Source organism: Bradyrhizobium sp. 159, from assembly GCF_023073795.1.
In the GTDB taxonomy this organism is placed as follows: Bacteria; Pseudomonadota; Alphaproteobacteria; order Rhizobiales; family Xanthobacteraceae; genus Bradyrhizobium.
The window spans coordinates 12708-25520 of sequence record NZ_JADPKE010000101.1; the positions used below are offsets into that span (position 1 = coordinate 12708).

13 protein-coding genes are annotated in these 12813 nt (G+C 63.5%); 4 read left to right on the forward strand and 9 right to left on the reverse strand.

What is annotated here, in order from left to right:
* Positions 1–30: 30 nt before the first annotated feature.
* The 3 genes from IVA96_RS30995 to IVA96_RS31005 form a co-directional block, all read right to left on the reverse strand.
* Positions 31–1512 (reverse strand): tetratricopeptide repeat protein, encoded by a 1482-nt coding sequence (locus IVA96_RS30995; protein ID WP_247280347.1) that lies wholly within the window; start codon positions 1510–1512, stop codon positions 31–33.
* A 302-nt stretch (positions 1513–1814) separates the two neighbouring features.
* Positions 1815–2480, reverse strand: coding sequence for an HAD hydrolase-like protein (locus tag IVA96_RS31000; RefSeq protein WP_247280348.1), 666 nt, complete (start codon positions 2478–2480; stop codon positions 1815–1817).
* Between the two features lie 3 nt (positions 2481–2483).
* Positions 2484–3365 (reverse strand): CoA ester lyase, encoded by an 882-nt coding sequence (locus IVA96_RS31005; RefSeq protein ID WP_247280349.1) that lies wholly within the window; start codon positions 3363–3365, stop codon positions 2484–2486.
* A gap of 103 nt (positions 3366–3468) precedes the next feature.
* On the opposite strand from IVA96_RS31005, the gene IVA96_RS31010 reads away from it, so the two are divergent.
* Positions 3469–4113, forward strand: a complete 645-nt coding sequence (locus IVA96_RS31010; protein WP_247280350.1) for a carbonic anhydrase — start codon at positions 3469–3471, stop codon at positions 4111–4113.
* A 115-nt stretch (positions 4114–4228) separates the two neighbouring features.
* Here IVA96_RS31010 and IVA96_RS31015 read toward each other — a convergent pair whose 3' ends face one another.
* Positions 4229–5263: an aspartate-semialdehyde dehydrogenase gene (locus IVA96_RS31015; RefSeq protein WP_247280351.1), complete on the reverse strand. Its 1035-nt coding sequence runs from the start codon at positions 5261–5263 to the stop codon at positions 4229–4231.
* A gap of 116 nt (positions 5264–5379) precedes the next feature.
* On the opposite strand from IVA96_RS31015, the gene IVA96_RS31020 reads away from it, so the two are divergent.
* A complete protein-coding gene (locus IVA96_RS31020) occupies positions 5380–6168 on the forward strand; it encodes a hypothetical protein (RefSeq protein WP_247421248.1) in 789 nt (262 codons plus the stop codon).
* A gap of 216 nt (positions 6169–6384) precedes the next feature.
* Entirely contained in the window at positions 6385–6780 is a 396-nt protein-coding gene (locus IVA96_RS31025) for a hypothetical protein (RefSeq protein ID WP_247421250.1), read from the forward strand.
* 144 nt (positions 6781–6924) lie between these two features.
* On the opposite strand, the gene leuB is transcribed toward IVA96_RS31025, so the two are convergent.
* Positions 6925–8037 (reverse strand): 3-isopropylmalate dehydrogenase, encoded by a 1113-nt coding sequence (leuB, locus tag IVA96_RS31030; RefSeq protein ID WP_247421253.1) that lies wholly within the window; start codon positions 8035–8037, stop codon positions 6925–6927.
* 219 nt (positions 8038–8256) lie between these two features.
* On the opposite strand from leuB, the gene IVA96_RS31035 reads away from it, so the two are divergent.
* Positions 8257–9444, forward strand: a complete 1188-nt coding sequence (locus IVA96_RS31035) for a YbfB/YjiJ family MFS transporter (RefSeq protein ID WP_247421255.1) — start codon at positions 8257–8259, stop codon at positions 9442–9444.
* A gap of 101 nt (positions 9445–9545) precedes the next feature.
* Here the strand turns inward: IVA96_RS31035 and IVA96_RS31040 are convergent, their stop codons facing one another.
* From IVA96_RS31040 to IVA96_RS31055, 4 genes are all read right to left on the reverse strand, one after another.
* The gene (locus tag IVA96_RS31040) at positions 9546–10328 is read right to left on the reverse strand and encodes a molybdopterin-binding protein (RefSeq protein ID WP_247280355.1); all 783 of its coding nucleotides are present in this window, start codon (positions 10326–10328) and stop codon (positions 9546–9548) included.
* Between the two features lie 13 nt (positions 10329–10341).
* On the reverse strand, positions 10342–10971 hold the full coding sequence (locus IVA96_RS31045) for a cytochrome b/b6 domain-containing protein (RefSeq protein ID WP_247421257.1): 630 nt from the start codon (positions 10969–10971) through the stop codon (positions 10342–10344).
* A 180-nt stretch (positions 10972–11151) separates the two neighbouring features.
* Complete coding sequence (locus tag IVA96_RS31050) at positions 11152–11706, reverse strand: fasciclin domain-containing protein (RefSeq protein ID WP_247421260.1); 555 nt, start codon at positions 11704–11706, stop codon at positions 11152–11154.
* A 345-nt stretch (positions 11707–12051) separates the two neighbouring features.
* Positions 12052–12813: an SDR family oxidoreductase gene (locus tag IVA96_RS31055; protein ID WP_247421263.1), complete on the reverse strand. Its 762-nt coding sequence runs from the start codon at positions 12811–12813 to the stop codon at positions 12052–12054.

The following is a 12813-nucleotide window of genomic DNA, read 5'->3' on the forward strand; positions in this document are numbered from 1 at the left end:
TGGACACTGAGATTGCCCTTCGTTTGAAGATCATTTAGCAGCCACGAAATAGAAGTCCTGTCGGCCGGAGATCGAGCCGTAACTGAAGGGTTTTTGCCGACGACCGGTCGCTTCCATGACATCGTCGCGAACGAAATCGAAGAGCCTGCGGACTTCGAGGCCCGGCGTTGGAACGTTCTTGACGAAGGCAGCCGCGAACGGACTATTGATCCCGTCACCGTCAAGTGCGGTCTCGCCGTCCTTGGCGGCGTAGACCACCAGCGTTCCCGCCTCTGGCTCGATCGGGGCCAAACCTCGCGATACCGAACGCGACGCCACCGTCATCGTCCGCTTCATCTGGTTTGCGAATGGGTTGTCGCGGCAGGCATCGAGAATGACGAGGCGCAGCTTTTTGGCGCGCTCCGCCGCATTGAGAACCTGATCAACCGGAACGGCTTCAAATCCGATTTCGCGATCCGCGGCAATCTTGGCATCCGTCGGAATGAGATAGTTGACGCCGCCGACCTCCATGCCGTGCCCGGCATAATACACGACGGCCCAATCCGCCGTTTCCGCACGTGCTGCGAATTCGCGCAGGGCATTCACCAGCGCATCCTTGCGGAGATTGGTCAGCAGGGTAACTGCTTCGAACCCAGTGAGCTTCAGCACGTCGGCGACGAGGCTTGCATCCCGCACGGGGTTCGCTAGCGCGGCGACGTTTTCATAAGCCGAATTGCCGATCACGAGAGCGATGCGGCGATCGCCGTTCGCAGCCCCGGACGCCACCACAGCCGGCGCCACACTGGGTTTCTCGACCAATATCGTTGCTGGCCGCGGCGAAGGCAGGACAGCAAGCCGCTCGCGAGCCTTGTCCTGGGCCCATCTTGTGGCGCCATGGCTCAATCCGAGCGTGGCATTGAAGTCGGTCCTTGCTTTGGCGAAATCTCCGCGCTTCTCGTAGGCCAGTCCGCGGTTGACATACGCGTTCGCGTATGTGGGATCCACGCGTATCGCTTCTGTGTAATCTGCAATGGCGCGGTCCGTGTCGCCCTTGCTGCCGTATGCATTCCCGCGGTTGAAATAGGCGTTTGCATTGGTGGGCTGCAGGCGAACCGCTTCGCTATAGTCAGCAATTGCGCGGTCGGTGTTGCCTTTGTTGCTGTAGGCATTGCCTCGATTGTAGTACGCGTTCGCATAGGCCGGATCGAGCCGGATTGTCGCCGTGTAGTCCGCGATCGCACGCTCCGTGTCGCCTTTGATGCTATAAGCGTTGCCGCGATTGTAGTACGCGTGCGCATGCGTCGGATCGAGACGGAGCGTTGCCGTGTAGTCCGCTATGGCACGATCATTGTTGCCATTAGCGCTGTAAGCGTTGCCCCGGTTGTAGTAGGCGTTCGCATCCTTGGGATCTCGCCGGATCGCCTCCGAGGCGGCTGCAATGGCAGGGCTCGTGTCGTCCTTGACGCGATCGACAGCCGCTGCCGGGCCAGCGAGGGCAAGAATGACAAAGCAATAAAATAATTTGCGGAGCATAAGAACCCCACTCGCCATATCGAAAGGATGGAAGCCGTATTTAAACGGCGCAAATTTAACGGGGCAACCAGCCGGATTGTGTGACCTAAATCACAGGAACGTCGACTTCGCGGCGGCTGTCGCCAGTTGGTGCTGAGGATAGATGCCCGTGCACTCGAGCGCTTGCTGAGGAGCATCATGCCCAGTTGCGAACATGCCGACGCACCGGCGCAAATTGCCACGGTTATTGCGCCAACGCTTCGACGCTGGAGTCGCTTGACCGCGCCGATCTGGCGCCGCGCCGAGGCAGCTTGCACCGGAGCCTATCGGTTCAGCGTCGATAAAACCGCGCGCGCAAGATCCGCGGGCCACTCTACCAGTTGATCCGCGCCGGCTGTTTCCAGCTCATCCCGAGTGCCATATCCCCAGAGCACGCCGAGGCCGCGTATCTTGACCGCGTGAGCGCCATTGATGTCGTGGCGGCGGTCGCCGACCATGAGGCTGTGCGATGCAGAGATATCGTGCTTGGATAGGATATGGGCGAGCAGCTCAGGCTTGTGATCCAGCACGCCGCCGGGAACTGAGCCATGAATGCCGTCGAAATGCGTCGCTAAGTTCAGATTCTCCAGGATCCGCCGCGCGAAGATTTCGCGCTTCGATGTCGCGAGATAGATTCGCAATCCAGCGCTTCGCATCTCCTCAAGCGCCCAGTTGATTCCGGGATAGAGCTCGCTTCCGAGCAGGCCACTGTCGCCGTAATGCTGGCGATAGGCCGCTACGGCTAACTCGATGCGGTCATCACCGTAGGCGGCGAGCAACGCCCGTAATATGTCTTCAAGCGGCGGTCCGATGAAGCGCTTGATATCGAGGGTGTCGCCGGGCTCATGACCGAGCGCACGCAACGCAGCCAGGCAGCTCGCGGCAATGCCCGGCTGGGAATCGACCAGCGTTCCGTCGAGATCGAGGAGGACGCAGCGGGCTGCGCCCATGGCTCAGCCCTTCCCCATCGCCGCGATTGCGTCTGCGATCTCGATCGTGCGCCGCGCCATGTCCGCGTGCAGGCGCTCCACCATCGCGCCGTCGAGCCGGATCGCGCCGCGCGAGACGTTCTCCGGCAATTCGAACGCCGCGATGATTTTTCGCGCCCGCGCGACTTCCTCTTCGGGCGGGGTGAAGATCGCGTTGCAGGCATCGATCTGCGAGGGATGGATCAGCGTCTTGCCGTCGAAGCCGAGATCGCGGCCTTGCGCGCATTCGGTGGCAAAGCCGTCGGCATTGGCGATGTCGCTATAGGGGCCGTCGAGGATTTCGAGGCCGTGGGCGCGCGTCGCCAGGATGCAATGGGTGATCATCGGGATCATCGCGGCACGGCCCGGCAGCATCCTGATGCGGGTCTCGCGCGAAATGTCGTTCGGGCCGAACACGAAGCCTGCGAGGCGGCTCGACGGATCGCGGCCGGCGGCGGCCAGTTCCTCGGCATGGAGCACGGCGCGCGCGGTCTCGATCATGGCCCAGACCTTCACGGTCGACGCAGCGCCAAGCTCGGCCAGCTTCCGGCCGATCGTATCGAGATCTTCGATGCTTGAAACTTTTGGAACCAGGATGCCGTCCGGGGACGCCTTAGCAGCCATCGCGACGTCACCGGCCCACCAGGGCGTGTCGAGGCCGTTGGTCCGGATCAGGACCTCGCGTTTGCCAAAACCCTTGGCGGCGATCGCGGCGGCGATGCCGTCGCGCGCCACCGCCTTGGCCTCGGGGGCGACGGAATCCTCGAGGTCGAGGATGAGGCCGTCGGCGGGAAGATTGCGCGCCTTTTCCAGCGCGCGGGGGTTGGAGCCGGGCATGAACAGATGGCTGCGGCGCGGGCGGGTCATGCGAGCGTTCCTTCCTCGTCAGTCCTCTGACCGAAGCCGATAGCATCTGGCCTGCCTATTCGAAAGGCTTGTTCGCCCCTGCGGTCTATGATTAGGCATAGGCATGACGACATTCCCGAAGCATTTGCTGGAAGGCTACAAGGCCTTCGCCACCCAGCGGCTGCCGACCGAGCAGAACCGCTATCGCGAACTCTCTGTCAAAGGACAGTCGCCCGAGACGATGGTGATCGGCTGCTGCGACTCGCGGGTCTCCCCCGAGGTGATCTTCGATGCCGGGCCGGGCGAACTCTTCGTCGTCCGCAACATCGCCAACCTGGTGCCGACCTATCAGCCTGACGAGAACGCACACGGCGTCTCGGCGGCGCTGGAATTTGCGGTGACGGTGCTGAAGGTGAAGCACATCGTGGTGCTCGGCCACGCCCAATGCGGCGGCATCCGTGCCTTCATCGACAAGAGCGAGCCGCTGACGCCGGGCGACTTCATCGGCAAATGGATGCAGATGTTCATCAAGCCGGGCGAGGTGGTCGAGCAGCGCGAGCACGAGACCATGGCGCAGTTCGTCGAGCGCATCGAGAAGGCCGCGGTGTTCCGCAGCCTGGAAAACCTGATGACCTTCCCGTTCGTGCGCAAGGCGGTGGAGAGCGGCCAGATGCAGACCCACGGCGCCTATTTCGGCGTGGCCGAGGGCACGCTGTTCGTGCTGGACAAGGCCGCGAAGGAATTCAGGAGCGCGCAAAGCGTGGCGTAGGCTACCACTCTTGTACGGTGGGCAAAGCGGAGCGTGCCCACCACTTCTGTCGCAATCTGGAGAGATGGTGGGCACGGCGCTTCGCGCCTTTGCCCCACCCTACGGCAGCTCGACTTTACGCCGCCTTCTTCTTCGCACTGATCAGCTTGCGGTTGATCAGGACTTCCGCGATCTGGATCGCGTTCAGCGCGGCGCCCTTGCGCAAATTGTCGGACACGCACCACAGCACGAGGCCGTTCTCCACCGTCGCGTCCTCGCGGATGCGGCTGATATAGGTGGCGTCCTCGCCGGCCGCTTCGTAAGGGGTGGCGTAGCCGCCGGGCTCCTGCTTGTCGATGACGAGGCAGCCCGGCGCCTTGCGCAGGATCTCGCGGGCTTCGTCCGCACTGATCGGGTTCTCGAACTCGATGTTGACGGCCTCGGAGTGGCCGACGAAGACCGGCACGCGCACGCAGGTGGCGGAGAGCTTGATCTTGGGATCAAGAATCTTCTTGGTCTCCGCCATCATCTTCCACTCTTCCTTGGTGTAACCGTCCTCCATGAAGACGTCGATGTGGGGGATGACGTTGAATGCGATGCGCTTGGGGAATTTCTTCGCGACCAGCTCGTCATTTGTGTAGACGGCCTTGGTCTGCGAGAACAATTCGTCCATCGCGTCCTTGCCGGCACCCGACACGGATTGATAGGTCGAGACCACGACGCGCTTGATGGTCGCCTTGTCGTGCAGCGGCTTGAGCGCGACGACGAGCTGCGCGGTCGAGCAGTTCGGGTTGGCGATGATGTTCTTCTTCTTGAAGCCTTCGGTCGCAGCCGCATTCACTTCCGGCACGATCAGCGGCACGTCCGGATCCATGCGCCACGCCGAGGAATTGTCGATCACGACCGCGCCGGCCGCGCCGATCTGCGGCGACCATTCCTTCGACACCGAGCCGCCCGCCGACATCAGGCAGATGTCGACGTCGGAGAAGTCGTAATGCTCGAGCGCTTTGATCTTCAGGGTGCGGTCGCCATAGGAGACCTCGACGCCGACGCTGCGGCGCGACGCCAGGGCCACGACCTCGTCGGCGGGGAATTTGCGCTCGTCCAGGATGTTGAGCATTTCCCGTCCGACATTGCCGGTCGCGCCGACGACTGCGACTTTGTAACCCATCGTTCACTCTCCGATGAAAAAGCCCGTTCCTGAAGCTGACGCTTAAACAGGAAGAGCAGCGCTTCTATGCGAGAACCGGCCTCAAGACAACGTTGGACCATGCCTGAAGGCCGTGGATGCAGTCGCCTGAGGCCAGCACGGCCGTTAGCCCCACCCAGATCCATCTGGCGCTTGCAGCCTTCGCCGATGAGGTCGTCGGCACGCTGGCGCGCCTGATCGCCTATGTGGGGGCGCTCGCCCTGTTTGCCATCCTCGCCCTCGCGGCGCTCGGCCAGCTGCCCGACTTGCAGGGCGATGAGCCGGCGGACGAGCCGGGCTGGAGCGTGGCCGACCGCCCGCACCCGGCCTTCGCCATCAGCCGGATCGATTCATCAGAGAAAACAGCCTCTTACACCATCCTTCGGCATCCCGAAGGCGGCCGCAGGGACGTGCTGCGCTGGACAAACGAGGCCGGCCAGCCCGTGGCCGAGCTCGACATCTACCGGGAAGGCGGCGAGTTCGACGTGGCCCGTCCGGCGACTGCGGATCTGGCCGTGGAAATGGGATTGAGCACGACGAGCACGCTTGAGCAGGCCGGCCTGATCGACACGAAATTCGGTCCCGTCGCCCTGTTCCGGCCGGTCGGCGCGGCGGAGGGGACGCGGGCTTGCCTCGGCTATCTCAAGCGCAGCGAGGAGCCGGCGCTGCAGATATCCGGCTTCTCCTGCCAGGGCAACACCCTGCCCGCCCGGCGCGCGGCGATTGCCTGCACGCTGAACCGGTTGACGCTGCTGACCTCGGGCAACGAGCCCAGGCTGGCCGAATTGTTCGCCCGCGCCGAGTTGAAGCGCCGGACCTGCGATTCCCCGGGTTCACCGGACTGGCTGCTGGGCGCCGCCAACGCGCAGTTGCGCGGGGCGCTTTAGGTTGTTGTTTGAGCGTGATCTTTCGGAAAACCGCTGCACACTTTTTCGGATCACGCTCAAGACCGCATCAAGCTCAAGTGGCTGGTATTGATGCAACTTTTGCCGGCACGCGCGATTATTCCGGGCTGGTGTGACCCAATTGACCTAGTTGCGTCTGCCCCGGCCGGGCTAGTATGGGGTGAATCGACTGGCGGCCTGCCGCCTGAAGGGGACGTGATGAGCTTGAATTTCTCTGCGGCGAACAAATTGGCGAACTTGCTTGCGGCGGGCGCCGTCATTGCCATGTCCTCTGCCATCGGTTTGGCTTCGCCGGCTTCGGCCGACACCAAGACCAAGCGCTATGACGAGCGCGGCCGACACTATTACGGACCGAGCGGCCCCAACGCGGTCTACCAGCAGGGCCGCACCCGCATCTATGTGAGCAAGCGCTCCTGGCTCGACGGCGGCACCGAGGTCAATCCCGGCGACCGCAAGTTCAGCGACTACGCCTTCCCGCCGGCGGTGGGCTATCCGTCCTTCGCCCGCGAGAACCTCAACCGTCCGATCGACCGCCAGCCGCTCTCGCCGCCGCAGGATGTCGGCGGTTACCCGCAGAATTTCCCGCTGTACTGAAGCGGACCGTCGACCGAATCAAAATGGCCGGGCTCACGCCCGGCCAATTTGTTTGGGCCGTCATTCCGGGGCGGCTCGAAGAGCCGAACCCGGAATCTCGAGATTCCGGCTCTGGTCCTTCGGACCATCCCGGAATGACGGCATCTACCCATGCAGCTTCTGCAATTCCTTCAAAATCGCTTCGCCCATCTGCGTGGTCGAGGCGGCTTTGGTGCCTTCCGACTTGATGTCGGCGGTGCGCAGGCCGCTGGCCAGCACGGCGGCGATCGCGGCATCGACCTTGTCGGCGAGATCGCCCATGTCGAAGGAATAGCGCAGCGCCATGCCGAAAGACGAGATCATCGCGATCGGATTGGCGAGGCCCTTGCCGGCGATATCGGGGGCGGAGCCGTGCACCGGCTCGTACAGCGCCTTGCGCTTCTTGCTCTTGACGTCGACCTCGCCGAGCGAGGCCGAGGGCAGCATGCCGAGCGATCCGGTCAGCATCGCCGCGATGTCGGACAGCATGTCGCCAAACAGATTATCGGTGACGATGACGTCGAACTGCTTCGGCGACTTCACCAGCATCATGCCGCCGGAATCGGCGAGCTGATGCTCGAGCGTGACGTCAGGGTATTCGCGCTTGTGAACCTGCGTGACGACCTCGTTCCAGAGCACGCCCGACTTCATGACGTTGCGCTTCTCCATCGACGTCACCTTGTTCTTGCGCTTCTTGGCAAGCTCGAAGGCGACGCGGGCGATGCGCTCGATCTCATAGGTGTCGTAGACCTGGGTATCGACGGCGCGCTTCTGGCCGTTGCCGAGATCGGTGATGGTCTTGGGCTCGCCGAAATAGACCCCGCCGGTGAGCTCGCGCACGATGACGATGTCGAGGCCCTCGACCGCTTCGCGCTTCAGGCTCGAAGCGTCCGCCAGCGCCGGGTAGCACATGGCGGGACGGAGGTTCGCGAACAGAGCGAGATCCTTGCGCAGGCGAAGCAGGCCGGCCTCGGGGCGCACCTCATAGGGCACGGCGTCCCATTTCGGACCGCCGACCGCGCCGAAGATCACGGCGTCGGCGTCCTTGGCCTTGGCCATGTCGCCTTCCGAGATCGACACCTTGTGCGCGTCATAGGCCGCGCCGCCGACAAGGCCCGTATCGGTCTCGAACTTGGCGATCCCGGCCGAATTGAGCCAATCGATCAGCCGCTTCACCTCGCCCATCACCTCGGGGCCGATACCGTCGCCGGGGAGCAGCAGCAGTTTATGGGTCGCCATGGTCGTGTCCTCAGTTTTTCCTCGTCATTGCCGGGCTTGACCCGGCAATCCAGCCTTCTTGAAAGATGGATGCCCGGGTCAAGCCCGGGCATGACGAAGGGGATGAATTTCGGCCGGAGTGCTAGAGCGGCGTTGCGCGCTTGGCAAGACACCATTGCCGGGGAGCCGCCTGTGCAAAGCGGATGGAGCCTGCCACACTCGCGCCGCCGGAGTACCCCCTTGCACGCCCCTGACCGCCTCCCGCCCAACGCGCATCCCGCGCGGCTGATCCTGACCTTGTCGCTGGCGGCGACGGTCGGGCTCGGGATCGGCCGCTTTGCCTATGCACTGGTGCTGCCCGATATGCGGGAGACCCTCGGCTGGTCCTACTCGGCGGCCGGGTTCATGAACACCATCAACGCCGTCGGCTACCTCGTTGGCGCGCTGGTAGCGTCCCGGCTGATCCAGCGGGTCGGCTGGTCGGCGGCGATCCGCCTGGGAACCCTGGCCTGCGTCGCCGGGCTCGCCACCTGCGCGCTATCCGGCAATTTCGTTGCGCTGAGCCTCGCGCGCCTCGTGCTGGGCTTGGGCGCGGCGGCCGGCTTCGTCGCCGGCGGCGCGCTGGCTGCGACCATCGCCCAGTCGCGCCCGGAGCGCGCCAATTTCCTGCTGAGCCTGTTCTACGCCGGCCCGGGCATCGGCATTCTCGCCTCGGGGCTGATCGCCCCGTTCACGCTGCAATATTTCGGGCCAGGCTCGTGGTGGATCGTCTGGTGGGCGCTGACGCTGCTGTCCATCGCAATGACGATTCCGCTGTTCCTGATCCGCATCGAAAGCGGTGCGCGCTTCTCGGAAGGCAGCCACGCGTCGTTTGCGATTCTGCCCGTGCTGATCTATCTCGCCGGCTACTTCCTGTTCGGCGCCGGCTACATCGCCTACATGACCTTCATGATCGCCTATGTGCGCGACGGCGGCGGCGGGGCCGCGGCACAGGCCGCATTCTGGAGCCTGATCGGGCTGAGCGCCTTCGTCACGCCATGGGTTTGGCGCGGCGTGCTGGCGCTCGATCGCGGCGGGCTTGCCACCGCCATCATTCTCGGCACCAACGCGTTAGGAGCCGCCTTGCCGATGCTCGGACATTCGCCGGCGTGGCTTGCGGTCTCCGCGGTGGTGTTCGGCGTCGCGTTCTTCGCCGTGGTCGGCTCGACCACCGCCTTCGTGCGCTTCAACTATCCGCCCGAGATGTGGCCGACCGCGATCGCGGCGATGACGATCTCGTTCGGCGTCGGCCAGACGCTGGGGCCGATCGTGGTCGGCGCGATCACCGATGCGCTGGGGAGCTTGAGTTACGCGTTGAACGTATCGGCGGCGCTGCTGGCGCTGGGGGCGTTGGCGGCGCTGTGCCAGCGCAAGGTGGCGTCGGCATAATCGTCATTTCCGGGGCGCGCGCAGCGCGAACCGGGAATCCAGAGGTTTGTGGCGCGAGATTCCGGGTTCTCGCTTCGCGAGCCCCGGAATGACAGCCTCAATCAGCTCCCACTAAACGAATTATACCCCTGGTCTTCCCAATAGCCGCCCTTGTAGTCGTTGGTGACTTCCATGGACACCACGTATTTCGGATTCTTGAAGCCAAGTTTTGTCGGCACGCGGATCTTCATCGGGAAACCGTAGGCGCGCGGCAGAATCTCGTTCGCGTATTTGAATGTCATCTGGGTCTGCGGATGCAGCGCGCTGCGCATGTCGAGCGGCGAGTTGTAGCCGTCCTTGTCGGCGCACTGGAACCAGACATATTTCGCACGCGTGTCGGCGCCGATCAGTTTGAGGAAATCGCGCAGCGGCGTGCCGGTCCAGCTTCCGATCGCGCTCCAGCCCTCGACGCAGATGTGGCGGGTGATTTGCGTGACCTGCGGCAGCTTGTAGAGCTCATCCAGCGTCCAGGACTTCGTGTTGTCGACGAGGCCGCGCACCTCGAGCTTCCAGTCTTTGCCGTCGACGTCGGGCGCGTCGTCGAGATCGTAATAGGCGTTGAACGGGAACGGCTTGGTGATCGCGCTCTCGGGAAACGTCGGCGCCAGCGCATCGGGATTGAAGATGAAGGCCTGCACCGCGTCGTTGAACTTGGAGACCTGCTTCAGCATCTCCTCGGCCGAGGAGGAATCGACGACGTCGCAGCCGGTGAGCAGCGTCAGCGCCCCTAAGCTGGCGCCGCCCGCGATGAAGCGGCGGCGGGTGACATCAGGCATCGTCTTGATGGAGTCCTTGATCAGCAATCGCTTGTCGACGCCGGGGATCAGGAATGAGCGCTTGGCCATGATCTCCTCCCTCTCAACGACCAATGATCATCGCGCGTAGGCTCTTCGGCACCAGCAGCGCGAGAGCAACGTGAACGATCAGGAACGCACAGATCGCGGCCATGCAGAAGAAGTGCACATAGCGCGCGGTTGGATAATCGCCGAACAGCATCACCAAATAATAGAGCTGGACCGGCTTCCAGATCGCGAGGCCCGAGAGCACGATCAGCACGCCGACCACGATGATGCCGGCATAGAGCAGGCGCTGCACGTAATTGTAGACGGTGAGATCGTCATGGCCGAGCTTGAAGGTCAGCGCCGCCCTGACGTCGTGCAGCACGCCCGCCGGCGTGATCGGGAGCAGCTTCTTGCGGAAGCGGCCGGTGGCGAAACCGGTGATGAGATAAGCGAGGCCGTTGATCATCAACAGCCACATCGCCGCAAAATGCCAGAGCAGGCCGCCGCCAAGCCAGCCGCCGAGTGTGTACTCGCGGGGAAAGCTGAAGCCGAACAGCGGCGAGGCGTTGTAGATCTGCCAGCCCGACAGGATCATCAGGATCATGGCAAGCGCATTGATCCAGTGCATGATCCGCACCCAGACCGGCTGGATCACTTTGGCCGGAGTGGCCCTGACCTGCTCGTCGCTGACTGTGAGGCTCGCCATGATGGTTCCGTCCTGAAGGTCGTGACAGCAATTATACGCCGAAGCGTCCGCTTTCGTTACGCCCTTCCGGCATGGAATCGATACCGGCAGGCTATCACGGTCACAATAAAGCGAGCCGGGTACCCCCGGCTCGCCGCCTCAAGGCCTCCTGTTCGGGGGATGAAACAGGACCGCGCAGTATTACGTCGCCGGCATCAGCACGGTGTCAACCACATGGATGACGCCATTCGACTGGTTGACGTTGGAGATCGTCACCATCGAGGTGCCGCCCTTGGCGTCGACGATCCAGACCTTGCCGTCCATTTTCTTTACCGTCAGCTCCTCGCCTTCTGCGGTCTTCAGCTTCTTGCCGTCGGTGAGGGCAGAGGCATCGAGCTTGCCGGGCACGACGTGATAGGTGAGGATCTTGGTCAGCGTCGCCTTGTTCTCGGGCTTGACCAGATTGTCGACGGTGCCGGCCGGCAGCTTGCCGAAGGCGGCGTTGGTCGGCGCGAACACCGTGAACGGGCCCTTGCCTTCGAGCGTCGGCACCAGGCCGGCCGCCTTCACCGCCGCCACGAGCGTGGTGTGGTCCTTGGAGTTGACCGCGTTCTGGACGATGTTCTTGGACGGGAACATCGCGGCGCCGCCGACCATGACGGTCCTTTCCTCGGCGCTGACAGGCGCGACGACGGTCGCGGTGACGATCAGGGCACTGAAGGCGGCGGCAGCGAGACAGGCAATGCGCTTCGACATGGAGATCTCCCGATTGAATTGAGACCGGCGATGGCCGGCGTTGAGCTGGCAACAACGGCGGCTGCGACAGTGTGGGGTGATGCAGCAGTGCCGTCGTTGGACCGAATTACGGGAGGGCTTGCGCTGCGGTTTCGGGTCAAAACTCTTTGTGATGCGTGAAACTATGGGGAAGGGATTACGTGTGGGGGCGCGCGAGAGGGTGCAAAGCGGACGGTCGTGTAGGGTGAGCAAAGCGCAGCGTGCCCACCCCGCGCTTCCTCAAATGCGGAGAGATGGTGGGCACGGCGCTTCGCGGCTTTGTCCACCCTACGGCAGTGTGCCTCCATCCGGGCTACAGGCCGACAATCAATCCCTGCTCTGCGGCGTCTGGATGAAGCCGCGATTATGCGTGGGACTGATCAACACTTCGTTGATGCAGACTCTGGCCGGCATGCTTGCGATGAAGGCGATGGTGCGGCCGAGATCTTCGGATTGCAGCATCCTGGCCTGCTCCTCCTCGCTCGGCACCACCGGGCGCAGTTTCAGGATCGGCGTCGCCACCTCGCCCGGCATCAGGCAGCAGGCGCGCAGGCCGTTGACGCATTCGTCCATGTTGAAGGAATGGGTCAGCGCCAGCACCGCATGCTTGGTTGTGGTATAGGCCGGGCCCGGCATCTTCGAGACATGGCGGCCGGCCCAGGACGAGACGTTGATGATCGCGCCGTCCTGCTGTTTGCGCATCGTCGGCAGCACCGCGCGCATGCAATAGAGCACGCCGTTGAGATTGACTTGGACCAGTCTGTCCCAGCCTTCCAGTTCCATATCCTTCCAGCTGCGCTTGGGGACATTGATGCCGGCATTGTTCACCAGCAGATCGATCCGGTCATATCTGGCGACGATCTGATCGGCCGCCTTCTGGGCTTCCGTGGCGTTGGACACGTCCAACACAATGGCCTCGGCCGTCCCGCCCGCTCCCGTGATCTTCGCGACCACGGCATCCAGGGCTGGCTGGCGCCGGCCCGAGACCACCACCGTCCAGCCATCGGCCGCGAGCGCCTCGGCGCCGGCCTCCCCGATGCCGCTGCCGCCGCCGGTGACCCAGGCCACGCGTTTCCCGTTTCTTGTCAT